Consider the following 23,925-nt stretch of genomic DNA (forward strand, 5'->3'; position numbering starts at 1 on the left):
GCGTCAATGTACTGGTGGGTAAACGGGGTGAGAAGACCCCTGCACCGACTTCTCGCGCCCGTGCCCACCCCGTGACGGACGGCCCGGGGGCCGGTCCGGCGGATCGGGGTCTAGCGTGCGGTGTCGCCGCTCGCCAGTGCCCACTCGCGGTTCAGGGTGCCCAGCGGGATTCCGCGCTCGAAGGCGGGCGTGCCGAACAGCGACAACTGCAGCTGGAGCTGCCCGCTCAGGTCGAACCCGCCGTACAGGGCCCACGCGCCGCTGACGGAGGCCTTGCCGTCGCTGGACGCGGTCGCCTTGGCGTCCGCCTCGCCGCGCAGGTACGGGGCGAAGTCGCCGGTGACACCGACGGCGCCGTAGAGGCCGACGGACGCCTCGGCACCGAGCGCGCCCTTGACCTTGCCGGCGGCGGTGACGGTCGCCCGGACCGGCGTGCTCTTCACGTTCGAGGTGCTGACCGGGGTCCAGCCCCGGCCGAAGGCGTAGCTGCCGCCGACCTTGAAGTCGCCCTTGACGTCCTGCTGGACGTCGAGGGTGACCTTGCCGTCGGCCTCCACCTGGATGTAGCAGGTCAGGTCGAGGTTGACGACGACCGGCACCGGGCCGACCTGGATGACGGGGGAGCTGTGCAGCGTGGCGAAGGGGATCCGCTTGGGCGCTCCCGTGCTCGCCGCGGCCCGGCCCTGGAGCTTCCACTGCGAGGACCAGTCGCCGCTCATCCCGAGGAAGGCGCCGCGCGGGCCGGAGCCGCCGCCCCGGGTGCCGTCGTACTGGAACTCCACCTGCGGGGCGAGCTGGACGAAGCCGGAGACGGAGGCGCCGGCCGAGGCGGGGGCGTCCGGGGCGGTGTCGACGGAGGAGTTCACGTCGAGCCGGAGGTTCCCGAGCGGCAGCTTGGCGCCCTCGGGACCGAACTTCAGGCCGTCGCCCTTGGCCCAGGAGAAGGTCACGCCCTTCATCAGTGGCTCGACGACGACCGTCGAGGGGTCCACCGGCACCTTGCCGTCGGCCTTGTCGTCGTTGAGGACGGCGGCCAGTGTCGTGGAGGCGGTCTTGACCTCGGTGCCGCGGTCGGTCGTGCCGACGACCTCGGTGACCTTGGCGAGCAGGCCGTTGGGGGCGCCGGGTGCCGGGGCGCTGGCGATGACGTCACCCGCCGCGACGGGCTTGTCGGCTTCGGCCGGCCGGCCCGGGGAGGGCGCCCGAGAGGGTCCCTCGGGCGGGGCCTTGGCTATGACGGCCCGTCCGGTCGCGGCGTCGTACGAGGCGACCTTCAGCGCGGACTTCTCGGTCCGGCCCTTCGAGCCGCCCCGGGCGACGGCCGCCGGGGTGGGTTCACCCTGGGGGGCGGCGGCCACGTCCAGCTGCTGCGAGCCGCTGTCGGCGGACGGGGAGAGGGGGGCGGGGGCCGCCGGTTCGGCGGCACGGTCGTGGGATGTCGAGGCGCAGCCGGTGGCGGTGAGCGCGAGGGCGGTCAGGCCGGGGAGGAGGAGGCTGCGGGCAAGCGTGCGCACGTGGTGAACCTTCAAGGGGGCAAGGGGTGTGGGGGATTACCGATCGGTAACCGGAATCCGATCATGCCATGTGCCCACTGCGTCCGTCATGCCCGGATCCCGCCAACTCCCTTCAGCCGTCCGGTCGTTGAATTTTCATCCGGCCTCGTGTGCGCCCCACCCGGCCCCGCGGTCAGCGCAGCACCCCGGCCTTCGTGCCGTCCGTCAGCTTCCCCGACAGGTCGACCTGTGCACCGGCCGGCGCCTTGACCGCCAACCGGTTGCCGTTCGCCGAGCCGTTCACCCCACCGCCCGACACCGACAGGGAGGCGAACTGCGCGCTGCCCGCCGCCAGGACGTACCACTGGCCCGCCCGCGACTTCCACAACACGCCCGCCAGCACCCGCGGTTCCCGGGGCCCGCACGCCGCGACCCCCTCCGCGGCCGCCGCCTGCGCCGCAGTGCCCGAGCCCGGCGCCAGGAACTGCGCCTGCACCCGGTCCGCCGCACCCTGCCAGGTCTCGGCCCGCGTGCAGAGCCAGGCCGCCGTCCCGTCGCCCTCCGGCAGCGGCTGCTTCGCGTAGGTCCATGCGTTGACCGTACGGACCCCGTGCGAGCGCACCGAGGGCAGCAGGCAGGCGATCCGCGACCAGTCCGCGAGTTCCGCCGCCTCCGTCACGTTCCGCTCGGCCCCCGGCGCCCCCGAGGTCAGCCGGGCCGGGGTCAGCTCGCCCAGGTCGGTGATCAGGCGGGTGGCTCCGTCGCCGGTCAGGGCCAGGGCGTTCCAGCTCGTGCAGTCGCCCGCCGGAGCCGGGCCCGGCACCGGCGGGGTCACCCCGTCCTGCGTCGCCTTCAGCGCCGTCGGCGGGTCGCCGGGCCCCAGCAGGTCCCGCAGGGCCACCCCCGTCACCCAGGGCGCCGTGAGGTAGCGGACGTTGCCGTCGACCCGGCTGACGACCAGCGCGGTCGCCGTGTCCGCCGAGGCGCCGTCGGTCCGGGCGAAGTCCAGCGCCGCGCCCGCCGACCCGGAGCGCGGCTCGGCGTAGCGGACCACGCGCAGGCCGTCGTGCAGCAGGACCACCACGGCCTGGTCGACGGCGCCGGCGAACAGCAACTGGGCCGGCCCCATCGGCGGCCCCGACGGAGTTCCGGGGGTGGCCGAGACGACCACGGACGAGCCGGGCCGCGCCCACACCGCCAGCGCCCGACGCAGCAGCGCGGTGTCGTCCGTGCGGTCCCCGCGAGCCGGCCAGGTGGAGAAGTCCGTACGGGAGGAGGTGTGCCAGAGCGCGGGCGAGACCCGGACCAGCCTGGCCGGATCCAGAGCCTGTTCCGCCGCGGCGTTGCGCGCGTACGGCGGTGCGGCGGCCCCGTCCGAGCCCCAGCCCCCGCCGGGAAGCGCGAGCAGCGCCCCGCACACGGCGAGCGCGGCCCCGGCGGCCAGCGCGGCCCGCGTGAGGCGGCGGCGGCGCAGCAGGTCGGTGGGCCGTGCCTGGAGCACGCACGGGTCGAACTCGGGGGAGGCGAACAGTGCGTCGTTCGCCGGATCACCGGACTCCCGGGCCGCGGCGGCCGGGTCCGGGACACCGGCCTCGTCCAGCACCCGGAGCACCTCCGGCTCGGGCAGCCGCTCCAGGGCGCGCAGGACGCAGGCGGCCCGGCCGGGGCCGTCCAGGGTGGCCAGCCACTGGTCGAGGGCGAGCTCCTCGGCCCCGCCCGAGCGGGGGAACAGCCGCAGACCCCACACCTGGGGCAGTGCCGGAGGGAGCTGTGCACGCCGCGGCAGGCCCCGGAAGGTCAGCGGCAGACCCGCCTCCAGTGCCGCGCGGAGCACCCGCAGCCGGACGTACGCGTAACCGGAGTCGTCCGGGCCGCCGCGCTGCCCCGGGACCCCGCCCTGTACGGCGCCTCCCGCCTCCCGCCTCCCGCGCGGCAGGGCGCGCTGCACCAGCGAGTGCGCGGTGAGGACCCGCCTGTTGCGCCCGAGCGTGGGGGGCAGCACCAGATAGGCGAGCCGCACCAGCCGCGGGTAGTGCTCGACGATGGCGGCCTCGGCCTGCTCGACGTCGGGCGGCACGGGAGCCACGGGAGGCAGGGGGCGGGTGGCGGTGTCCGGCGCAGTCACGTTCAGCAGAACGAGCGATTCGTCGGATGGTCACCCGTCCGCCCCCGGGCAGGGGCCTCAGCCCACCAGGCGGGCGCGGAGCGACTCGACCGTCTCGTCCGCGACGCCGAGGCCTTCGCGCACGTACTTCTCCATGGAGCCGTAGCGGGTCTCGACCTCGTCCAGCGCCGCCTCCAGGTAGGAGGGGAAGACGCCGATCAGCGCGAGCGCGATGTCGGGATCGCCGCCGGCTGCCGTGAAGCCCTCGATCATCGGGGCGAAGGCCTGCTTCACCGCCGGGTTCACGGAGAGGTATTCGGCCATCAGGGTGTCGCCGTCCGCGCCGAGCAGCGCCAGGATGACGGTCGCGCCCCAGCCGGTGCGGTCCTTGCCCGCGGTGCAGTGGAACAGCAGCGGGCCCGCCTCCGGGGCGGCGGCCTCGGTCAGCAGCAGGCGGTAGGCCGCCTGCGCGGAGCCGGAGTGCACGAAGGACCGGTAGGTGTCGGCGAAGAGGGCCTGCGCCCGGCCGCCGCCCAGGTGCTCCTCGGCCACCGCGGGGTCGGACAGCAGGTCCTTGAGCTGCGCGGCGGCCGGCTTCTTGACGGTCTCCCGCAGCTTGTCCGCGAGGACGTCGGCGACCAGGAGCCGGGCCCCCGCCGGTATCCGGTCGGGGTGGTCGGCGCGCTCCGCGTCGGTGCGGAAGTCGATGACGGTACGCAGGCCCAGTGCCGCCACCACCGGGTCGGCGTCCGGGTCGAGCCGGTCGAGCTGGCCGGAGCGCAGGACCAGGCCCGCCCGGACGGTGCGGCCGCCGGAGAGCGGGGTGCCGCCGAGGTCGCGGAGGTTGGCGACGGTGGTGGAGGGGGTGGCGGTCATCGTGGCGGCTCCAGCGGTGTGCGAGTTACTCGTGTCATACGGGCTGCGTGCGCCCGTCCGGTCGTCCGGTCGTCCGGTCATGCGGGGGTGCTGTGGTGCTGTGCTCAGGTGCTGAGTGCTGAGGTGATTCAGGATATTTTCCAATGCTTCGTACCGGAAAGGCAATCGAGGGCCAGCGAGACCCCCACGCCGATTCCGAGCGCCGCGAGGTGCCCCGCGTCCGTGAAGGTCCGCCCCCGCTTGAGCAACGGGGCCGCCGCGAGGGCCAGCAGCCCCGCCCGGGCGGCCGTGCGGACGGCTCCGCGCGGCAAGGTGGAGGTCAGGGTGCCCAGGACGGCGTTGAATCCATAGCTCGTCCCCACGTCCAGGGCGCGCCGGGTTGCGGAATCGGCCGTCCTGCGCAGTGCGCCGTACACCAGGAGGGTCGCCGAGGCGTGCCCGAACAGGAACACCGCCGCGGTCCACCAGGCCCCGTACGCGTATTCGGCGTAGCCGAGCACCGCGACCAGCAGCAGTGCGTACGCCAGCGGCATCGGCTCCTCGACGACGAGGGCGCTGCTCAGCAGCGTCTCCCAGCGCCCGGCGGCGAGGTTGTCGACGTTCGTCGAGCAGTCCCGCAGCAGCCGCTCCCGGTCGGCGGGCCCGGTGCGCGCCAGCGCGTACGCCCCGAGCTGGACCCCGCCGGCGTACACCGCTCCCCATGGAATTGGATTCACCTGCTCATGATCGGATAAGCCCCTGGTGGATACCAAGGGGCATCGTGCGAACATGGCCCGGCCATGTTCGAATCCTTCGCGCCCTTGCGCGCCACCCGAGCCGCGATGTTCGCGGCGGTGTGCGTCGCTCTGGGCGCGGTGGGACATGCGCACATGTCCGGGACCGACGTTCCCCCCTCCGGTCTCCTGGCCGCTTTCGCGGTGACCGCCGGCCTCGCCTGGCTCCTCGCCGGACGGCGGCGCGGCCCCGTGGGGATCGCGGCCGCCGTCCTCTGCGTGCAGGGTGTGCTGCACCTGGTGTTCTCCGGCAGCCAGGCGGCGAAGTCCGCCGCCGCGACCGCGGCGATGCACGGGCACCCCCACACGGCAGCCGCCGAAGCGGGCGGGACGGCCGCCGAAGCCCCCGCCCTGGCCGACCTGGCCGGCATGGCGGGAGTGGTCGCTCACGGCGGGACCGGGATGATCGCCGCGCACGTGCTCGCCGGGCTGCTCTGCGCCGCCTGGCTGGCACGCGGCGAGGCCGCCGTCTTCCGGCTGGCCCGCGTCCTGGGCGCCGCCGCACTGCTCGCCGCCCGGCCGCTCGCCCGCGCGCTCGACCTGGTGCGCGCCCGCGGCGCCGCCCTACCGGCCCCGCCCGTCCCGCGCGCCCCGCACCCGAGGCCGCGCCGGCTGCGCGGCGCGGTCCACGCCCACGCCGTGGTGCGCCGGGGTCCGCCCGGGAGCGGTCGCACCCATCGCGCCACGGCCCCCGGCCGTCCTGCCCGCGCCTGATCCGGCGCACCTCCACGGCGTCCGTGCGGGGGAGGCGGGGCCCGGGGCCGAGTTCCCCATGCCTTCGCCAACCCCCAGGACCAACATGTCCCTTGAAGCATCCCAGGACGTCCGCACCCCGGACGCCGAACCGCCCGCCCCGCCCAAGAGCCGCAGCGGCGGATGGGCCGCCCTGCGCCCGCTGTTCCTGCGCCTGCACTTCTACGCGGGTCTGCTCATCGCCCCGCTGCTGTTCCTCGCCGCCGCCACCGGGCTGCTCTACGCCGCCTCCTGGCAGGCCGAGAAGATCGCCTACGCCGACGAACTGACCGTCGCACGCGTCGGCGACGCGGCCCTTCCGCTCAGCGCCCAGGTCGAGGCGGCCAGGGGCGCCGCACCCGAGGGCGAGGTCGTGTCCGTATGGCCCGGCCCCGAGGCCGAGGCGACCACCCGCGTGATCATGGAAAGTTCGGGCCTCGCGGAGGGCGAGACCCTCACCGTCTTCGTCGACCCGTACACCGCAGAGGTGCGCGGGCAGCTCACCACCGTCGGCGACGCGCTGCCGCTGCGGGCCTGGCTGAGCACCTTCCACTCCAACCTCCAGCTCGGGGAGTTCGGGCGCAACTACAGCGAACTCGCCGCCAGCTGGATGTGGGTGGTCGCGCTCGGCGGCCTCGCCCTGTGGATCGGCCGCCGCCGGGCGCGCGCCTCGCAGCTGGTCCTCCCCGACCGCAAGGCGACCGGACGGCGCCGGACCCTGTCCTGGCACGCCGTCGTCGGCCTGTGGTCGGTCGCCGGCCTCGTCGTGCTCTCCGCCACCGGCCTGACCTGGTCGAAGTACGCCGGTGAGAACATCGGGCAGCTCCAGGACAGCCTCGGCGGAGCCACTCCGTCCGTCTCCGCCGGGCTGAACCCGGGCGGGGAGGCCGGCGGCGCCGACGAGCACGCGGGCCACACCATGCCCGACGGCACGCAGATGCCCCCGCCGGCGCCCACCGCCGACGTCGGCCTGGACCGGGCCGTGGCCGCCGCCCGGGACGCCGGCGTCACCGAAGCGATCCGCGTGACCCTGCCCGCCCAGGGCAAGGGGTACGTGATCAAGGAGCAGGACAAGCAGGTGCCGGTCCACTTCGACGCCGTCGCCGTCGACCCCGCCGATGCCCGGATCATGGACGAACTGCGCTTCGCCGACTACCCCGTGCTCGCCAAGATGACCCGCTTCGGCATCGACCTGCACATGGGCCAGACCTTCGGGCTGGCCAACCAGATCGTGCTCGCCGCCCTGGCCGTCGCCGTGATGTTCCTCGTCTTCTGGGGCTACCGCATGTGGTGGCTGCGCCGGCCGACCAAGGACCGCAGGCTGTCCGTCGGCCGCGCCCAGCCGCGCGGCGCCTGGCGGAAGCTGCCCGTGGGCGTGGTGCTGCCGCTGGCCGCGGCGACCGCGCTGGTGGGCTGGTTCATCCCGCTGCTGGGCATCAGCCTGGTCGCCTTCCTCGTGGTGGACCTGCTGCTCGGCCTCGCGGCACGCCGCAAGGCGGCGGCCGCGTAGCGTCGCGCCGGTGAGAGTGGGCCCGTGCTCCCGGGGGAGTGCGGGCCCACCGTCGTTCCCGGCCGGCTGCAACCGGGGTGATCCCCCGACCGGTCGGCCGCTCACCGACGACGCCCGCCGTGCCCGGAGAGGCGCGGCGGGCGTCGGTGCCCGGGGGAGGAGGGGCCGTCAGGCCAGGCCGTCCTTCTCCAGGCCGGTGCAGCAGGTGTCCGTGATGAGGCGGGTCACCACGTACGGGTCCACGTTCGCGTTCGGGCGGCGGTCCTCGATGTAGCCCTTGCCGTCCTTCTCCACCTGCCACGGGATGCGGACGGAGGCGCCGCGGTCCGAGACGCCGTAGCTGAACTCGTTCCAGGGGGCCGTCTCGTGCAGGCCCGTCAGACGCTCGTCGATGCCGGCGCCGTAGTTCTTCACGTGGTCGAGCGGCTTGCTGCCCTCGCCCAGCGCCTCGCACGCCGAGATGATCGCGCGGTACTCCTCGCGCATCGACTTCGTGGAGAAGTTGGTGTGCGCGCCCGCGCCGTTCCAGTCGCCCTTGACCGGCTTCGGGTTCAGCGTCGCGGAGACGTTGAAGTCCTCGGCGGTGCGGTAGAGCAGCCAGCGTGCGATCCACAGCTGGTCGGAGACCTCCAGCGGGCCGAGCGGGCCGACCTGGAACTCCCACTGGCCGGGCATGACCTCGGCGTTGATGCCGGAGATCTCCAGGCCCGCCGCCAGGCAGTGGTCCAGGTGCTTCTCGACGATCTCGCGGCCGAAGATCTCGTCCGCGCCGACGCCGCAGTAGTAGCCGCCCTGTGCGGCCGGGAAGCCGCCCACCGGGAAGCCGAGCGGCCGGTCGCCGTCGAAGAAGGTGTACTCCTGCTCGATGCCGAAGATCGGCTCCTGGCCGGCGAACTTCTCGGCCACCGGACGCAGCAGTGCGCGGGTGTTCGACTCGTGCGGGGTCATGTCGATGTTCAGGACCTCGCACAGGACGAGGACGTCGGCCCCACCGCGGATCGGGTCCGGGCAGGAGAACACAGGCTGGAGCACGCGGTCGGAGGCGTGGCCCTCGGCCTGGTTGGTGCTCGATCCGTCAAAGCCCCAGACCGGCAGCTCGGCTCCGTCCGCCAGGATCTTCGTCTTGGAGCGAAGCTTCGCCGTCGGCTCGGTGCCGTCGATCCAGATGTACTCAGCCTTGTAGCTCACGGGCCCCATCCTCAGACTCTGCGGGTGCTGCTGGACGCTGCTTCATCGCTGCGGTGTTGACCGCAGCGTGCCCGCCCGCGATTTCTCTTCCGTTGCCCGTGTGTGAACCCCGTGTTACCGAGGTTTACGCCGCCGGCCGGGCCGCTTGTGCGGGTTGGCGGTCGAGCATCCGTCCGGGTGGGGCAGACTGGCCGCGTGAGCATTTCGTCTGATTTGAGCCCCGCCGGAGACGGCGCCGCGGACCGTGCCGGAGTTTCCGCCGAGACCACCGCCCCCACTGCCGCCGGTCGGACTTCCGTCGGCGCCCGCCCCAGGGTCGGGCTGCTCGGAACCGGCCCCTGGGCGCACCGCACGCACGCCCCCGCCCTCGCCGCGCACACCGGCTCCGAGTTCGCCGGAGTGTGGGGCCGCCGGTCCGAAGCCGCGGCGGAGCTGGCGCGGAAGTACGGCGCGAAGGTGTACGAAGACCCCGACGAGCTGTTCGCCGACTGTGATGTCGCCGCCTTCGCCCTGCCGCCCGACGTGCAGGCCCCGCTCGCCGTGCGCGCGGCCGCCGCCGGTTGCCACCTGCTGCTCGACAAGCCCGTCGCGACGACGCCGCGGGACGCCCGCGCGGTCGCCGATGCGGCCGTCCGCCACCAGGTCGCCTCCGTGGTCTTCCTCACCCTGCGCTTCGCCGAGCCCACCGCGGGCTGGGTCGACGAGCAGGCCGCGCGCACCGGCTGGTTCACCGCGGCCGCGCACTGGCTCGGTGCCGTCTTCCCACCGGACGGCACCCCCAGCGCCTACGCCGACTCCCCCTGGCGCAAGGCCAAGGGCGGGCTGTGGGACGTCGGGCCGCACGCCCTGTCGGTCCTGATCCCGGTCCTCGGGGACGTCACCGGGGTCAGCGCCACCCGCGGCCCCTCCGACGTGGTCCAGTTGGCGCTGCGGCACGCCTCCGGCGCGGCCAGCACCGCCGTGCTCAGCCTGGGCGCCCCGCAGGCGGCCGCCGGGGTGGGGCTGGAACTGCGCGGCACCGCGGGTGTGCACGAACTGCCCGGCTGGAGCGACGTACCGGGCGCCTACGGGCGGGCCCTGGACGCGCTGCTCGCCGCGGCCCGGACGGGCGTGCCCGATCCGCGCGGAGCGGAGTTCGGGGCCCGGCTGACGGAGATCCTGGCGCAGGCGGAGGCGCAGCTGCCTACTTGATGAGGGCGTTGGCCACGATGATGGCGAAACCGATGGCGGCGTCGGCCAGTCCGATCAGCAGGGCCCGGCCCAGCCGGTGGCCGACCCGGAGCGCGGTGAGCGCACCCCAGCCGAACAACAAGGCGGTGTTCAGGCCGAGTCCGCCGGCCGTCACGTCGTGGGCGTCCCAGCCGCCGAGGCCCGCGGCGGTCAGCAGCAGCACGGTGGGAAGGGTGGCCACGATCAGCGGCCACTCGTTCCACAGGGCCCGGGCCAGGACCTGCCAGCGGTGCCCCCCGGGGTCCTCCCGGCGGTCGGCCATCTGGTGCGCGTAGCCGTGCGCGAGACCGGCCGTGGCCGCCGTCACCAGGACCCAGCTGGCGTCGTAGAAGGGGGTGAAGTCCTCGCCCTCCTGGTTCAGTGCGGCCATCAGCGCGCTGGCCAGGACCGTCCCGTACACCCCGCCGAACATCCAGTCCGCGTGCCGGTGGGAGGGGTGGGCCGGGTGGGCCGGGCGGGGGGTCGGGCTCTCTTCCGGTGGCTGCTGCTCGGTCACGACTCGGTCCTTTGAGTGCGGTATGTACCGTTTCGGCGCTCCGGCCACCCTACGAGAAGGGCGCGTGGGGGCGAGGTGAAGGGGACCGCCGCCCGCCCGGTGAAGCGGCCGGCCGTCCGAGCGCCGCCCCGCGGGCCACGTCGGCCAGGGCGTCCAGGGCCTGGGCGAAGGCCGCATCCGGGGGCGCCGCGTAGCCGACGACCAGTCCCTCGCGCGGCGGGGTCCGGTCGGCAGGGTGCCGGTAGGAGGACAGGCCGTCCAGGGCCAGCCCCGCGGCGCGGGCCGCCGCGAGCGCCCGGGCCTCGCATCCGGGCGGGAGTTCCACCACGGCGTGCAGGCCGGCCGAGATGCCGGTGACCCGGACTCCCGGGGCGCGTGCGGCCAGTACCGAGACCAGCTGGTCGCGGCGGCGCCGGTAGCGCAGGCGCATCCGCCGCACGTGCCGGTCGTAGGCCCCGCAGTCGATGAAGTCGGCGAGCGCCAGCTGGTCCAGCGCGCTCGCCCAGGACTCCCGCAGGCCCTTCGCTGCCAGCACCTGCCCCACCAGGGGTTCCGGAAGGACCAGCCAGCCCAGGCGGAGCGCGGGGGAGAGGCTCTTGCTGAGCGAGCCCGCATAGACCACGTGCCCGGGGGCCAGTCCCTGCACCGCGCCGACCGGCTTGCGGTCGTGGCGGAATTCCCCGTCGTAGTCGTCCTCCACGATCACGCCCCCGCTGGTGCGGGCCCACTCCACGGCCGCCGTCCGCCTGGCGGGCAGCAGGGCGCATCCGGTCGGGAACTGGTGCGCCGGGGTGAGCAGCACCGTACGGGCCCGCGAGGGGATCTCCGCGATGCGGGCGCCGTCCTCGTCGACCGCGACGGGATGCGGGCGGACCCCGGCGGCGGCCAGGATGCCGTGATGGAAGGGGAGTCCGTACGACTCGACCGCCCAGTCGCGCGGCCGTACGGACGCCAGGAGCCGCAGCCCGTTGGCGAAACCGGAGCAGACCACGATGTTCTCGGGCGCGGCACGCACGCCCCGGGTCCGGGCCAGGTAGCCGGCCAGCGCGCGCCGCAGCTCGGGGCGGCCCCGCGGATCGCCCGGCCCGAAGGCCTCGGTGGGTGCCCCGGCCAGGGCGCGCCGAGCGCTGGTGGCCCAGGGGCCCCGCGGGAAGGAGGCGGGGTCGGGCTTGCCCTGGAGCAGGTCGTGCCGGGGCCGCTCGGGCGAGGCCCCGGCCACGGAGGTCGGCGCGGGCTCGATCGCCACGCCCTCCGCGACCCGGGTGCCGGATCCCTGCCGGGCCGTCAGCCAGCCCTCGGCGACCAGTTCGGCGTAGGCGTCGGCGACGGCGTTGCGGGCCAGCCCGAGGTCGGCCGCCAGGGCCCGGTACGGCGGCAGCCGCGTCCCGCCGGCCAGCCGGCCGCTGCGCACGGCGCTGCGCAGGGCCTGGGCGAGGGCGGTGCGGCGGCTGCCGCCGGCGGCGAGGTCCAGATGCAGGTCGGACCCCGGGCCGGGGTCCGAGGAGGAGGCGGTCACGGGTGCGGTTCCGACGCGAAGACGGCGTGGGCGGCCGCCAGGAACCGGTGGATGGTCTCCCGCTCGGCGGGGGCGAAGGAGTCCAGCACCCCCAGCAGCCCGTCGATGAGGGGGCCGAAGAACTCCCGGCCCAGCCGGATCGCCGCCGGTTCCACCCGCAGCAGGATCCGGCGCCGGTCCTGCCCGTCGCGGATCCGGGCCACATGGCCGAGCCGCTCCAGCCGGTCGATCACGGCGGTGGTGCCGGCGGAGTTGAGGCCGAGCCGGGCGCCGAGCAGTCCCGCAGTGGCCGGCTCGCCCGCCCGGGCGGCGTCCAGCAGGCAGATCAGGGCCCGTACGTCGGTGGGGTGCATGCCGTTGCGGGCGGCGAACTCGGCTTGGCGCAGGCCGAAGTCGACGGTCACCGCCCGCAACAGGTGCACCAGGTGCAGAGGGTCGGGCTCGTGGTTGTCGTACACATCGCCTCCTGCCTAATATCTCGCTCAGCGAGACTATCGCCTGGCGAGACATTGGAGCAGCCGTGTCCCGGATGCCGTCCCACCGTTCCTCCCCCTCTCCTGCCGGCCCTGCCGCCGCCTCTCCCGCCCCCGCCGCCTTCCGGGCCGCCTACGCCCAGGCGCTCGCCGGATGGCCCGGGACCGTCGAGGCCGTCGACCTGCCCACCCCCTACGGCGTCACCCGCGTCAACAGCTGCGGCCCGGCCGGCGCCCCGCCGCTGGTCCTGCTGCCGGGCGGCGGGGCCACCTCCACGGTGTGGGGCGCCTGCGCCGCCGCCGGTGCGGCCCGTACCCACCGTGTGCACGCCGTCGACCTCGTGGGCGATCCCGGCCTCGGTGTCCCGGAGCCCGGGCGGACCCCGCGGACCCCCGGGGACCTGGCCGACTGGCTCGAAGCGGTGCTCGACGGGCTCGGCCCGCGCGGACCGGTGACCCTCGGCGGGCACTCGTACGGGGCCTGGATCGCCGCCCACCACGCCGCCCTGCAGCCCGGCCGGGTCGGCCGTCTCGTCCTGCTCGACCCGACCGGGGTCTTCGCCGGACTCCGCCCCGGATACGTCCTGCGCGCCCTGCCCATGCTGGTGCGCCCCACCCCGCGGCGGATCCGCTCCTTCCTCGCCTGGGAGACCCACGGGGCCGCCCTCGATCCGGCCTGGCTCCGGCTCCAGGACGAGACCGCCCGCTTCCCCGCCGCCCGGCCGGTCACCGGCCCGCGCCCCGACCTGGCGCGGCTCGCGGGGGCGGACGTCCGGGTGGACGTCCTGTTCGCAGGGCTGGCCCGCTGCCACGCCCCCAGCCGGGCGGCCCGCGCCGCGCGAGCGGCGCTGCCGGACGCCCGGATCGAGGTACTGCCCGGGGTCTCGCACCACGCCCTGCCGCTGACGGCCGCCGCCGAGATCGCCCGCCTGTTCGCCGACCGGGTCGCGCCCCCCGGCCGCGCCCGCTGACCCGGGCCGCGCGGGCCCCGGGGCTCAGGCCGTGCGGGACAGGGCCTCGCGGACGGCCTCCTCGGTGCGGGCGACGACGGCCGTGCCGTCCTCGGCGGTGATGATGGGGCGCTGGATGAGCCTCGGGTGCGCGGCCAGATGGGCGATCCAGCGGGCCCGCGCCGCCTCCGTCTCCTCGCGCGGCAGGTCCCGTACCCCGGTCTCCCGCGCCAGCGGGTCCGACGTACGGGTGATGTCCCACGGCTCCAGCCCGAGGCGACCCACCACCTCGCGGATCTCGTCCTCGGAGGGCACGTCCTCCAGGTAGCGGCGCACGGTGTAGTCGGCGCCCTCCGCGTCCAGCAAGGTGAGCGCGCCGCGGCACTTGGAACACGCGGGATTGATCCAGATCTCCATGCCCCGACCCTATCCGGGGCCCGTCTGGCCAGGGGCTTCTGTCAGTGCTCCCCGGTAAAATCGAGGAAGAACGACAGGAAGCCAACTACCGTTTGGGAGGCTGTAGATGGCCACTGCCAGCACCGTCCGGCCCGTCCAGAAGAAGCCGCTGCCGGCGGGCCTGCCCCGCGAGTGGTACGAGAGCCACAACCGCCGACTGAAGGCCATGCGGCTGGCGATATCCCTGCTCGACTCGGGGACGTACGACGCCAAGCGCGCCACCAACCGGAAGATCCGGACGATGGCCGTCCGGACGGGGATCCACCGGCCGTCCAACGTCACCTGCAAGATGGTGCGGGCGTTCATCAAGGAGTCGTGACGCCGGGGGAGCCGCGACGGCGCCCCACCGCGTGCCGCGGTTCGGGTCGGCCGCCCACGGGCGGCCGACCCGAGCCGCCGGGGGCCACCGGGGCCGCCGGCCGGGCTTGCGGCCCCGCCCACCGGTCACGGTCGCCCGCCCGGCGAGAGCAGCAGGAGCGCCACGTCGTCGCCCGGCCCGCCGTCCGTGAAGTCCGCCAGGTCCTTCCACAGCGCACCGACCAGGTCCACCGGATCCCGCGCCAGGACGGGCACCCGCGCGGCCAGGGGGTAGAAGCGCCCGGTCGCGTCCCGGGCCTCCGTCGCCCCGTCGGTGTGCAGCAGGAAGCGGTCCCCGGGCAGCACCGGCAGCTCCACCACCTTCGGCGGGTCCGGTCCCGCCAGCCCCAGGCCCAGCGGAGGTCCGGGATCCACCGGCACCTCCTCCACCGCCGCCCCGCGCAGCCGCAGCGCCGGCGGATGCCCGCACGACACGAACCGCACGAGATCGAGCCCGGGCGGGAACTCCACCAGCACCGCCGTCGCGAACAGCTCCGGATGGTCCACGTGCGCATCCGCCGCGTCGGCCAGCAGCCGCCGGTCCAGCCGGCTCACGACCGCCGCCAGCTCCGCGTCGTCCAGCACGGCCTCGCGGAAGGCCCCGAGCAGCGCCGCCACCGTGGCCACCGCCGCCAGGCCGTGCCCCTGCACATCCGCGACCAGCGCCCGCACCCCGAACGGCCCGACCCGTACGTCGTACAAGTCGCCGCCCACCAGAGTGCCGCGCTGCGCCGCCCGGTAGAGGCCGGAGCAGCGCACCCCGCCCACCCGTTCGGGCACCGGCGGCAGCACCGCCAGCTGGGCCGCCTCCGCGACCGTCCGCACGCTGACCAGCTGCTCGTCCCGGCGCTGGCGGACCCAGGCGATGACCACGCTCAGCAGTCCGACGACGGCGACCGTGGCCAGGTCGGTGCCCCTGGCCTGCGAGACGCCGATGTCGTGCACCCCCAGCAGCACCAGGACGATCGCCGCGAAGATCGCGGTCCCGGCCGCCCCGTAGGCGAAGGCCGCCACCGGGGGCAGGCCCGCCAGGAAGAAGCCGAGCTCCACGTCGCTCGTCATCGCCTGCGCGAGGACGAGCGCCACCAGTGCCGCCGCGGGCGCGATCCGGGCCCAGCGCGGCGGTGGCTCGCCGCGCAGCCCGCCCGGCTCGGCGCGTCCGCGTTTCACCCCTCCACCCTGGTACGCAGCCCGGGCCCGCGCACCCCGGACCGGTCCGCCGGGTGGCTGTGCGCGCCCCGTACCGCCACAGTGGTGGCGTGACAGCAGACGAAAGCCCGGGAAGAGTGCCCGGCCCGGCCCACGTCGAGGCGCACGGCGCCGGCGGCGGCCCGGCGAGCGCGGAGATGAGCACACGGCTCAACTGGCTGCGTGCGGGGGTGCTCGGTGCCAACGACGGGATCATCTCCACCGCAGGTCTGGTGGTCGGCGTCGCCGGGGCCACCACCTCCCGCCCGGCGATCCTGGCGGCCGGCGTCGCCGGGCTGCTGGCGGGCTCGCTGTCGATGGCGGCGGGGGAGTACGTGTCCGTCAGCTCCCAGCGGGACTCCGAGCGGGCCGCGCTCGACATGGAACGCCGGGAGCTGGCCGAAGAGCCCGAGGCAGAGCTGGACGAGCTCACCGACCTGCTGGCCGAGCGGGGCCTGAGCCGGGACGTGGCCCGGGAGGCCGCCGAGCAGCTCACGGAACGGGACGCCCTGCGGGCCCACGCCCGGGTGGAGCTCGGGATCAACCCGGACGAGCTGGCCAACCCGTGGCACGCGGCCTTCGCGAGCCTCATCGCCTTCACGGTCGGGGCGCTGCTGCCGCTGCTGGCGATCCTCTTGCCGGGGCCCTCGGCGCGGGTGCCGGTGACGGTGGTCGCGGTGCTGGTGGCGCTCACCCTGTGCGGGACGCTCAGCGCACGGCTGGGCGCGGCGCCGGTACCGCGCGCGGTCGTCCGCAACGTGGCCGGCGGCGCCCTGGCCATGGCCGTCACCTACGCCGTCGGCACCTGGCTCGGCACCACGACCGCCTGACGGAGCCGGCCCCGCCCGGCCCCCGGGGTGGGAGCTCCGGGAGGGTCCGGCCCGGCCGCCGCAGGCCGAGAAACCGGCCCCGCCGGCGACTGAGGACGCGCCCGGGGCGCGGGCGCAGGGCGCGGGTGCGGGCGCAGGGCTCGGGCGCGGGTACGGGGCGCCGCGCCGTGACGCCCCGCACGGGCACGGCCGTCCGGCGAAGGACGGCGACGCACCCCTGAATCCGCCGGAGTGCGGGGCAGCGACCCGGCAGGATGGCCCCATGCGCATCGCAGTCACCGGCTCGACCGGCCTCATCGGCAGTGCACTCGTGCGGTCCCTGCGGGCCGACGGCCACGAGGTGGTGCGGTTCGTGCGGCGGGAGCCGGCCGGCGCCGACGAGGCGCGGTGGGATCCGGAGCGCGGCCACGTGGACCCGGCCGGGCTGGCCGGCTGCGGCGCCGTCGTGCACCTGGCCGGGGCCGGGATCGGGGACCACCGGTGGACCGCCGCGTACAAGCGGAAGATCCGAGACAGCCGCGTGCTGGGCACCGCCGCGCTCGCCGCCGCGCTCGCCGGCCTCGACCGGCCGCCCGCCGTCCTGGTCAGCGGCTCCGCCGTCGGCTACTACGGGGACACCGGAGACCGGCCCGTGGACGAGGACAGCCCCGCCGGACAGGGCTTCCTCCCCTCGGTCTGCGTGGAGTGGGAGGCCGCCGCCGCCCCCGCCCAGGAGGCGGGGATCCGCACCGCGTTCGCCCGCACCGGACTGGTCGTCGCCCGGGAAGGCGGAGCCTGGGGGCGGATGTTCCCCCTCTTCCGCGCGGGCCTCGGGGGCCGGCTCGGCGACGGCCGCCAGTACTGGCCGTACATCTCCCTCCACGACGAGGTCGCCGCCCTGCGCCACATCATCGACACCCCCGCCCTCAGCGGCCCGGTCAACCTCACCGCCCCCGAGCCGCTGACCAACCGCCAGGTCACCGCCGCCATGGCCCGGGTGCTGCACCGGCCGGCGGTGCTGCCCGTCCCGGCGGTGGCCCTGCGCCTCGTCCTGGGGGAGTTCTCCCAGGACGTGCTGTGCGGTCAGCGCGCCCGTCCCAGCCGGCTCCTGGGGTCCGGGTTCGTCTTCCGCCACCCCGGTATCGAACAGGCCATCCGCGCGGCGCTCTCCTGAACCGGCGTGCGACCGCGTGCGACCGTTCGTGACCCGGATGCGACCGCCGTGCGACCGGAGTTGTCCGCAATAGCCCGCCGAACTCGGGTTCCCGTTCGACCGGTTGAGGGAAGGAGGATCCCCACACAGCCGCGCCGACCTCGGGGAGGGGCACGTGCTCAGCAGCGCACCCAATGCCGCGCACCATGCGGACGTCGTCATCGTAGGAGCCGGGGTCTCAGGACTCGCGGCCGCGCACCACCTGATCGCAGCCGGGGTCACGGTCACCGTCCTGGAGGCCGCGGACGACCCCGGCGGGCGGATGGCCACCGAGTCCGCCGACGGGTTCCGGCTCGACCGGACCGCCCAGTTGCTCAACACCGCGTACAGCGAACTGGAGCGCACGCCCGCCCTGCGCACCCTGGTCCTGCGCCCCTTCACGCCCGGCGTCCTGGTCCACGCCGACGGCAGGCAGCTGCGGGCCGGGTCGCTGACTCCCGCCCGGGCCCTGGCCAGCGGTTCCCTCGACCAGGCCCGGCTCAGCGCCGCCCTCGGCAGGCTCGCCGCGCTGCCCGAGGACAAGCTGCTCGCCCGGCCCGAACGCACCGCAGCCGCGGCCCTGCGTACCCGCGGCCTGCCCTCGCGCACCCTGAACGGTGTGCTCCGGCCGCTGCTCGCCGCCCTGCTCCGGGATCCTGAACTCACCACCTCCAGCCGGGTCGCCGACCTGGCCCTGCGCACTTTCGCCCGCGGCCGGCTCGCCGTGCCCGAAGGCGGCGCGGCGGCCCTGCCCGACCTGCTCGCCTCGGGACTGCCGCCCGGCACCGTACGCAGCGGCATCCGGGTCCGGTCGGTCGCCACCAACCTGGTGACCACCGAGGACCACGGCGACTTCCGCTGCCGCTCCGTCCTGCTCGCCACCGGCGCCCGCGCCGCCGCCGAGCTGCTGCCCGGCCTGCGCGTTCCCGCGTTCCACGAGGTCACCGTCCTGCACCACGCCACCGCCGGCACCCTGCCCCGGGACGGCTCGCTGATCCTGGACGGGGACCCCGACTGGCCCGTCTCCCACACCACCGTCATGAGCGCGGTCGACCCGACGCGGGCCCCGGCCGGCCGCAGCCTGGTCACCACGACCGTGCTCGGCCCGCCGCCGCCGGTGCGCACCGTCGCCTCGCGACTCGCCCGGCTCTACGACACCAGCACCCGCGAGTGGGAGCTGCTGGCCGTCCGCCACACCCCGGACGCCGTTCCCGCCATGCCCCCGCCGCACGACCGGTGCCGCCCGGTGCGGGTGCTGGCCGGTCTCTACGTGTGCGGCGACCACCGCGACACCAACACGGTCCAGGGCGCCCTGCACTCGGCCCGCCGCGCCGCCGGCGCGATCCTGCGCGACTTCGGCATCCCGCTCCCGGTCGCCCCGGAGCCCGCACTCCCGGTGGCGGCCTGAGAACCACCCACGACACAGGGGTCCGGTCCTTCCGCCTCGGGACCGGGCCCCTGCCGTACGTCAGGGCGGTCCGGACGCGCGGCCACCGGCACGGTCAGGACAGCGCGGCCACCCGGTCCCGGTACGTCCGCACCGCCGACGCGTCGCGGTAGGGCTCCAGCCGCCGCTCGAAGTCCCGTACGTACTCCACCGCCCGCACCGACCGCATCTCCATCGCCTGCTGGGCCGCCTCCGCGCCCAGCGCACACGCCTGGTCCAGCTCGCCCAGCCCCAGCCGGGCCGTGGCCAGCACCACCCGGCAGAACAGCCGCGACCGCGCGAACCCCGGTGCCCGCAACTGCAGGGAGCGCTCCGCGTGCTGTGCCGAGGCCCGGTACTGCTGCAGGTCCCGGTGGCAATGCCCGAACTCGTCCGCGAGCTGCGCCTCGTCATACAGGCGCGCCCAGTGCGGTACGTCGTCCCCCGGCCGGGCCGCGCCCAGCGCGCGCTCGGCCCGTACCAGGGAGGCCGTCGCCGCCCGGACCTCGCCAAGGACCGCGTGCCCGCGCGCCTCCGCCGCGTGCAGCAGGGCCTGCACCACCGGCGGCGGGCCTGAGCCGACGCCCTGCTGGGCCACCCGGGCCAGCTGCACCGCCTCCCGGCCGTGCCCGAGGTAGACCGCCTGCCGGCTCATGGTGACCAGCACGTACGAGCCGTAGGGACGGTCCCCGGCCGCCTGCGCGAGCCGCAGGGCCTGCACGAAGTACCGCTGGGCGAGCCCGTGCGCGGCGATGTCGTACGAGGTCCAGCCCGCGAGCCGGGTGAGGTCGGCGGCGGCCGAGAACAGCCGCCGCCCCGTGGTCTCGCCGTAGGTGCCCCGGAGCATCGGCTCGGCCTCGTGCTCCAGGTACCGCACGAGGGCCTGGCGGGCGTGCCCGCCGCCGTAGGTGTGGTCCAGGGTCCGGAAGAGCTCGCTCACCGATCTCAGGGCGGCGATGTCGCCGGCCGTCACGCGCTGTCCGGGCCCCCGGTCGATCTGCCGCTGCCGAGGGACCGAGGCCCGGCCCTGGAGCGGCACGCGGGCCGCGGCCGGTTCCGCGCCCCGGGCCACGCGCTCGTCGGGCCGTCCGATCAGCCAGTCCCGGCTCGGCACGACCAGCCCGGCCGGGGTGAAGGCGATCTTCCGGAGTTCGGCGTGGGAGCCGGAGTCCTTGCGCCACAGACCGCTCGCGATGTCCACGGCCTCTTCGGGGGTGGCCGCGAACTCCAGGCCCGCGTAGACCGGGGCGCAGGCGTCGAGGCCCAGGTCCTGCGCGGAGAGCCGGCGCCCCAGGCGTCGGGTGAACACCTCGGCGATCAGCGCCGGAGTGGTCCCGCGCGGCTGCTGGCCGCGCAGCCAGCGGGTCACGGAGGTTTTGTCGTACCGCAGGTCGAGACCGTGTTCGAGACCGAGCTGGTCGACGCGGCGGGCGAGCCCGGCGTTGGAGAACCCGGCTTCCGCGATCAGCGCCGCCAGCTGCCGGTTGGGGACGCGCTGGGCAGGTCGTTCCGTCATCGGCTCCACGGTTTCCTGACGTGACGGACCGGAGTCCCGGCCCTTGAACGGCGTGAATGTAGCGGCGAACTTCGCCCGGGCCGCCCTCTCTGCCCCACATTCATCCGATCGTGTGCAGAATCGGTAGGGCTCTTTACGGACTCGCCCCCTCCCTCGGCGTACGCTGCGGGCCATGACCCGCCGGCACCACCCGTCACGCCCGTCCGAGGAGCGCCCCGAATCCACCGCTCCGCTGCCTCCGCCCGAGCTCACCGAGGCCGAGTGCCGGCGCTGTGGCACCTACATCGCGGGGCTCGACGGCCGGTACGCCTGCGGTGTGTGCGGCTGGGTGAACGACCACTCGGAGGGCCACCGGCGGCTGCCGCGCGCGGACGAGGACCCGGACCGCCCGTCGAAGAGGCGGCGGCGGCCGAAGCCACTGCCGTCGCGTCTGCCCGAGCCCGGTCCGGAGCCGGAAGCGGGGCCCTGAGGAGGGCCCTACGGGCGGCCGTACCCTTGCTGGGTGAAGTACGTGCACACAGCAGGTTCGACGAGGAGGCGCTGCGGTGGCTGAGCTTGGGTTTGTCCGTCTGGGCTTCGGAGCGGAATCCGTCGAGTACACCCGGGCCTGGGAAGAGCAGCGCAGGGTGCACGCGGCCCGCTTCGCGGACGAGATCGAGGACACCTGCCTCCTGCTGGAGCACCTGCCCGTCTACACGGCCGGCCGGCGCACCGACCCCAGCGAGCGCCCGCTCGACGGCACCCCCGTCATCGACGTGGACCGCGGCGGGAAGATCACCTGGCACGGCCCCGGCCAGCTCGTCGGCTATCCGATCATGAAGCTGCCCCGGCCGGTGGACGTGGTCGCCCATGTCCGCCGCCTGGAGGAGGCGCTGATCCGTACCGCCGCCGACTTCGGCCTCGAGACCACCCGGGTCGAGGGCCGTTCCGGCGTCTGGGTGCTCGGGGACCCGGTCGAGGAGCGCCCGAAGATCGCCGGACTGTCCCTCGACTTCGACCCGCGGATCGCCGACGAGGAATTCGACCCCCGACTCAACGGCCCCGAGTACGCCCCGTCCAACGCCGGCCAGCGGCGCGAGGACCGCAAGCTCGCCGCCATCGGGATCCGGGTGGCCAAGGGCGTCACCATGCACGGCTTCGCGCTCAACGTGAACCCGGACAGCACCTGGTTCGACCGGATCATCCCCTGCGGGATCCGGGACGCCGGTGTGACCTCGCTCTCGTACGAACTGGGCCGTGACATCACCCTCGCCGAGGTGCTCCCGGTCGTCGAGCGCCACCTGAGGGACGTACTGGAGCACGCCGACGTGCGCCCCCGCGAGATCGAGACCGCATAGAGACCTCCCGGCTACGGGAATGAGTCCGGCCGCTCGCAGGTTGGTCGGCGTAAGAGCGTACGAAATTACGGGCGTACCCTGGTGGACGCCCGAACAATCGAAGTCACAGGGAGCCGGTCGTGTCCGCAGTCGCACCCGACGGACGCAAGATGCTGCGCCTCGAGGTCCGGAATGCCCAGACCCCCATCGAGCGCAAGCCCGAGTGGATCAAGACCCGGGCGAAGATGGGCCCCGAGTACACCAAGATGCAGGCCCTGGTGAAGGGCGAAGGACTGCACACGGTGTGCCAGGAGGCCGGCTGTCCCAACATCTACGAGTGCTGGGAAGACCGCGAGGCCACCTTCCTCATCGGCGGTGACCAGTGCACCCGACGCTGTGACTTCTGCCAGATCGACACGGGCAAGCCCGAGGCGCTGGACCGCGACGAACCGCGCCGCGTCGGCGAGTCCGTCGTCACGATGGACCTGAACTACGCCACGATCACGGGCGTCGCGCGCGACGACCTGGCCGACGGCGGGGCCTGGCTGTACGCGGAGACCGTGCGCCAGATCCACCAGCAGACGGCGGGCCGCGAGGCCGGCCACACCAAGGTCGAGCTGCTGGCCCCCGACTTCAACGCCGTTCCGGAGCTGCTGGAAGAGGTCTTCGCCTCCCGCCCCGAGGTCTTCGCGCACAACGTCGAGACGGTGCCGCGGATCTTCAAGCGGATCCGTCCGGGCTTCCGCTACGAGCGCTCGCTTGAGGTGATCACCAAGGCGCGCGCGTACGGCCTGGTCACCAAGTCGAACCTGATCCTCGGCATGGGCGAGGAGCGCGAGGAGGTCTCGCAGGCCCTGAAGGACCTGCACGAGGCCGGCTGCGAGCTCATCACCATCACCCAGTACCTGCGGCCCTCGCCGCGGCACCACCCCGTCGAGCGCTGGGTGAAGCCGGCCGAGTTCGTCGAGCTGGCGAAGGAGGCCGAGGAGATCGGCTACTCGGGCGTCATGTCCGGCCCGCTCGTCCGGTCCTCGTACCGCGCGGGGCGCCTGTACCAGCAGGCCATGGAGAAGCGCAGCGGGGCCGTGGCGTAGGCGACGGGCGACCACCGCACCGGCGCGGCCCCCGGGCTTCTCCCGCGAGGGGGGAATCCGGCGGGCCGCGTCGGCGTCTGCAACGTGTCCATCACATTTGACCGGCCGGTCATGCCCTGGTAACACCAGTCAGTGACGCTTGGTCCACGCACCGTAGACACCCGCCCACCTCGCGAAGACGTGAGCATCGTGAAAGGGATCGACATCATGCAGGCCGCGCCCGTACGCGCCATCGCCATCCCGACGCTCTCCGACGCCTTCCGGGGCCTTGAGTCCCTCCTGATGAGCGGGGCTCGCCGCAACGCCTGGACGGCCGTCCTGGAGGACCGCAAGAGGGCCCGGGACCGGGTCGAAACCGAACACGTACTTGAGGCCGCGGCTACCCGGACCCCGCAGGCCACGTAAACTTCCCTGTATGGCGAGGAAGTCAAACGCAGAGACTGCTGCGAACCCCGGGCGACTGAAGCAGATCGCCCTGACGTACAAGATGACGCGCAAGGCCGACCCGAAGGTCGGTCTGATCGTCGCGGGCGTGGGAATCGTCACCTTCGGTGTCTTTCTTGCGATCGGCTTCCTGATCGACCACCCGGTCTACCTGGGCATCCTGGGCTTCCTGGTGGCTTTCCTCGCGATGGCGATCGTCTTCGGGCGACGGGCCGAGCGGGCTGCCTTCGGGCAGATGGAGGGACAGCCGGGCGCGGCCGCGGCCGTACTGGACAACGTGGGACGGGGCTGGACGACCACCCCGGCCATCGCGATGACCCGGCAGCAGGACATCGTCCACCGTGCCGTGGGCAAGGCCGGCGTCGTGCTGATCGCCGAGGGCAACCCGAACCGGGTGAAGCCGCTGCTCGCGAACGAGAAGAAGAAGATGGCCCGGATCATGCCGGACGTGCCCGTCCACGACTTCATCGTGGGCACGGGCGAGGGCGAGGTGCCGCTCAAGAAGGTGCGCACCACCCTGCTCAAGCTGCCGCGCGTCCTGACCGGCCCGCAGATCACCACGGTCAACGACAAGCTGCGCGCCATGGGTGACCTCATGAGCAACATGCCGTTGCCGAAGGGCCCCATGCCCAAGGGCATGAAGATGCCGCGCGGCGGGAAGATGCGCTGACCCGCTCAGCCTATTTCCGTATACGACACAGGGGTGCCCCCGAGCCGGTCGGCTCGGGGGCACACCAGAGTCGGGCGGACGTGTTGCTGCCGGCTTCCTTGCCGTAGAGATGCGGA

At 74.5% G+C, this 23,925-nt stretch carries 24 protein-coding genes; 13 read left to right on the forward strand and 11 right to left on the reverse strand.

Translation table 11 applies throughout. The features are described 5' to 3' along the window. Positions 1 to 110: 110 nt before the first annotated feature. The 4 genes from ACFW2G_RS27760 to ACFW2G_RS27775 form a co-directional block, all read right to left on the reverse strand. Positions 111 to 1,514 (reverse strand): hypothetical protein, encoded by a 1,404-nt coding sequence (locus ACFW2G_RS27760; protein ID WP_384583233.1) that lies wholly within the window; start codon positions 1,512 to 1,514, stop codon positions 111 to 113. A gap of 172 nt (positions 1,515 to 1,686) precedes the next feature. Then, complete coding sequence (locus tag ACFW2G_RS27765; RefSeq protein WP_384454546.1) at positions 1,687 to 3,618, reverse strand: hypothetical protein; 1,932 nt, start codon at positions 3,616 to 3,618, stop codon at positions 1,687 to 1,689. Positions 3,619 to 3,675: 57 nt separating this feature from the next. Further along, positions 3,676 to 4,473, reverse strand: coding sequence for a tyrosine-protein phosphatase (locus ACFW2G_RS27770; RefSeq protein WP_384583236.1), 798 nt, complete (start codon positions 4,471 to 4,473; stop codon positions 3,676 to 3,678). Positions 4,474 to 4,601: 128 nt separating this feature from the next. Then, positions 4,602 to 5,189, reverse strand: a complete 588-nt coding sequence (locus ACFW2G_RS27775; RefSeq protein WP_236647807.1) for a rhomboid-like protein — start codon at positions 5,187 to 5,189, stop codon at positions 4,602 to 4,604. A 63-nt stretch (positions 5,190 to 5,252) separates the two neighbouring features. Between ACFW2G_RS27775 and ACFW2G_RS27780 the strand changes: the two genes are divergently transcribed. Together ACFW2G_RS27780 and ACFW2G_RS27785 are read left to right on the forward strand one after the other, a co-directional pair. Then, complete coding sequence (locus tag ACFW2G_RS27780; RefSeq protein ID WP_384583239.1) at positions 5,253 to 5,960, forward strand: hypothetical protein; 708 nt, start codon at positions 5,253 to 5,255, stop codon at positions 5,958 to 5,960. An 85-nt stretch (positions 5,961 to 6,045) separates the two neighbouring features. Continuing rightward, positions 6,046 to 7,488, forward strand: coding sequence for a PepSY-associated TM helix domain-containing protein (locus ACFW2G_RS27785; protein WP_384583241.1), 1,443 nt, complete (start codon positions 6,046 to 6,048; stop codon positions 7,486 to 7,488). A gap of 168 nt (positions 7,489 to 7,656) precedes the next feature. Here the strand turns inward: ACFW2G_RS27785 and glnII are convergent, their stop codons facing one another. Continuing rightward, on the reverse strand, positions 7,657 to 8,676 hold the full coding sequence (gene glnII, locus ACFW2G_RS27790; protein ID WP_037927161.1) for a glutamine synthetase: 1,020 nt from the start codon (positions 8,674 to 8,676) through the stop codon (positions 7,657 to 7,659). A gap of 321 nt (positions 8,677 to 8,997) precedes the next feature. Here glnII and ACFW2G_RS27795 point away from each other — a divergent pair, with 321 nt between their 5' ends. Then, positions 8,998 to 9,867 carry a Gfo/Idh/MocA family protein gene (locus tag ACFW2G_RS27795; RefSeq protein ID WP_384454579.1) on the forward strand — a complete coding sequence of 290 codons (870 nt, stop codon included), beginning with the start codon at positions 8,998 to 9,000 and terminating at the stop codon, positions 9,865 to 9,867. Here ACFW2G_RS27795 and ACFW2G_RS27800 read toward each other — a convergent pair. From ACFW2G_RS27800 to ACFW2G_RS27810, 3 genes are read right to left on the reverse strand one after another with little or no spacing between them, the layout of a single operon-like run. Then, the gene (locus ACFW2G_RS27800) at positions 9,860 to 10,402 is read right to left on the reverse strand and encodes a hypothetical protein (protein ID WP_384454536.1); all 543 of its coding nucleotides are present in this window, start codon (positions 10,400 to 10,402) and stop codon (positions 9,860 to 9,862) included. The two genes, ACFW2G_RS27795 and ACFW2G_RS27800, sit on opposite strands and share 8 nt — an antisense overlap. 49 nt (positions 10,403 to 10,451) lie before the next feature. Continuing rightward, positions 10,452 to 11,918: a PLP-dependent aminotransferase family protein gene (locus ACFW2G_RS27805; protein WP_384583244.1), complete on the reverse strand. Its 1,467-nt coding sequence runs from the start codon at positions 11,916 to 11,918 to the stop codon at positions 10,452 to 10,454. Continuing rightward, the gene (locus tag ACFW2G_RS27810; protein WP_384583247.1) at positions 11,915 to 12,376 is read right to left on the reverse strand and encodes a MarR family winged helix-turn-helix transcriptional regulator; all 462 of its coding nucleotides are present in this window, start codon (positions 12,374 to 12,376) and stop codon (positions 11,915 to 11,917) included. The genes ACFW2G_RS27805 and ACFW2G_RS27810 overlap by 4 nt, the downstream gene beginning before the upstream one ends. A 71-nt stretch (positions 12,377 to 12,447) precedes the next feature. On the opposite strand from ACFW2G_RS27810, the gene ACFW2G_RS27815 reads away from it, so the two are divergent. Beyond that, entirely contained in the window at positions 12,448 to 13,362 is a 915-nt protein-coding gene (locus tag ACFW2G_RS27815) for an alpha/beta fold hydrolase (protein ID WP_384454576.1), read from the forward strand. Between the two features lie 24 nt (positions 13,363 to 13,386). Here ACFW2G_RS27815 and ACFW2G_RS27820 read toward each other — a convergent pair whose 3' ends face one another. Next, positions 13,387 to 13,758: an ArsC/Spx/MgsR family protein gene (locus ACFW2G_RS27820; protein ID WP_384454529.1), complete on the reverse strand. Its 372-nt coding sequence runs from the start codon at positions 13,756 to 13,758 to the stop codon at positions 13,387 to 13,389. Between the two features lie 106 nt (positions 13,759 to 13,864). Here ACFW2G_RS27820 and ACFW2G_RS27825 point away from each other — a divergent pair, with 106 nt between their 5' ends. Beyond that, on the forward strand, positions 13,865 to 14,116 hold the full coding sequence (locus tag ACFW2G_RS27825; protein ID WP_030032818.1) for a hypothetical protein: 252 nt from the start codon (positions 13,865 to 13,867) through the stop codon (positions 14,114 to 14,116). 125 nt (positions 14,117 to 14,241) lie between these two features. On the opposite strand, the gene ACFW2G_RS27830 is transcribed toward ACFW2G_RS27825, so the two are convergent. Beyond that, positions 14,242 to 15,324 carry a PP2C family protein-serine/threonine phosphatase gene (locus ACFW2G_RS27830; protein WP_384454196.1) on the reverse strand — a complete coding sequence of 361 codons (1,083 nt, stop codon included), beginning with the start codon at positions 15,322 to 15,324 and terminating at the stop codon, positions 14,242 to 14,244. Between the two features lie 176 nt (positions 15,325 to 15,500). Between ACFW2G_RS27830 and ACFW2G_RS27835 the strand changes: the two genes are divergently transcribed. From ACFW2G_RS27835 to ACFW2G_RS27845, 3 genes are all read left to right on the forward strand, one after another. Continuing rightward, positions 15,501 to 16,172 (forward strand): VIT family protein, encoded by a 672-nt coding sequence (locus ACFW2G_RS27835; RefSeq protein WP_052031234.1) that lies wholly within the window; start codon positions 15,501 to 15,503, stop codon positions 16,170 to 16,172. Between the two features lie 262 nt (positions 16,173 to 16,434). Then, on the forward strand, positions 16,435 to 17,325 hold the full coding sequence (locus ACFW2G_RS27840; protein WP_037927139.1) for a TIGR01777 family oxidoreductase: 891 nt from the start codon (positions 16,435 to 16,437) through the stop codon (positions 17,323 to 17,325). A gap of 154 nt (positions 17,326 to 17,479) precedes the next feature. Then, positions 17,480 to 18,751 carry an FAD-dependent oxidoreductase gene (locus ACFW2G_RS27845; protein ID WP_384583250.1) on the forward strand — a complete coding sequence of 424 codons (1,272 nt, stop codon included), beginning with the start codon at positions 17,480 to 17,482 and terminating at the stop codon, positions 18,749 to 18,751. A 94-nt stretch (positions 18,752 to 18,845) separates the two neighbouring features. Here the strand turns inward: ACFW2G_RS27845 and ACFW2G_RS27850 are convergent, their stop codons facing one another. Beyond that, positions 18,846 to 20,285 carry a hypothetical protein gene (locus ACFW2G_RS27850; protein WP_037927135.1) on the reverse strand — a complete coding sequence of 480 codons (1,440 nt, stop codon included), beginning with the start codon at positions 20,283 to 20,285 and terminating at the stop codon, positions 18,846 to 18,848. A gap of 172 nt (positions 20,286 to 20,457) precedes the next feature. Between ACFW2G_RS27850 and ACFW2G_RS27855 the strand changes: the two genes are divergently transcribed. From ACFW2G_RS27855 to ACFW2G_RS27875, 5 genes are all read left to right on the forward strand, one after another. After that, the gene (locus tag ACFW2G_RS27855; protein ID WP_037927127.1) at positions 20,458 to 20,754 is read left to right on the forward strand and encodes a hypothetical protein; all 297 of its coding nucleotides are present in this window, start codon (positions 20,458 to 20,460) and stop codon (positions 20,752 to 20,754) included. A gap of 76 nt (positions 20,755 to 20,830) precedes the next feature. Beyond that, the gene (lipB, locus tag ACFW2G_RS27860; RefSeq protein WP_037927124.1) at positions 20,831 to 21,622 is read left to right on the forward strand and encodes a lipoyl(octanoyl) transferase LipB; all 792 of its coding nucleotides are present in this window, start codon (positions 20,831 to 20,833) and stop codon (positions 21,620 to 21,622) included. A 119-nt stretch (positions 21,623 to 21,741) separates the two neighbouring features. Then, positions 21,742 to 22,695, forward strand: coding sequence for a lipoyl synthase (gene lipA, locus ACFW2G_RS27865; RefSeq protein ID WP_037927122.1), 954 nt, complete (start codon positions 21,742 to 21,744; stop codon positions 22,693 to 22,695). A 207-nt stretch (positions 22,696 to 22,902) separates the two neighbouring features. Beyond that, positions 22,903 to 23,100: a hypothetical protein gene (locus ACFW2G_RS27870; RefSeq protein WP_037927664.1), complete on the forward strand. Its 198-nt coding sequence runs from the start codon at positions 22,903 to 22,905 to the stop codon at positions 23,098 to 23,100. 10 nt (positions 23,101 to 23,110) lie between these two features. Continuing rightward, positions 23,111 to 23,809: a DUF4191 domain-containing protein gene (locus ACFW2G_RS27875; protein ID WP_037927119.1), complete on the forward strand. Its 699-nt coding sequence runs from the start codon at positions 23,111 to 23,113 to the stop codon at positions 23,807 to 23,809. Positions 23,810 to 23,925: the final 116 nt, after the last annotated feature.

The sequence above is a fragment of the Streptomyces sp. NPDC058880 genome (genome assembly GCF_042742535.1).
GTDB lineage: Bacteria > Actinomycetota > Actinomycetes > Streptomycetales > Streptomycetaceae > Streptomyces.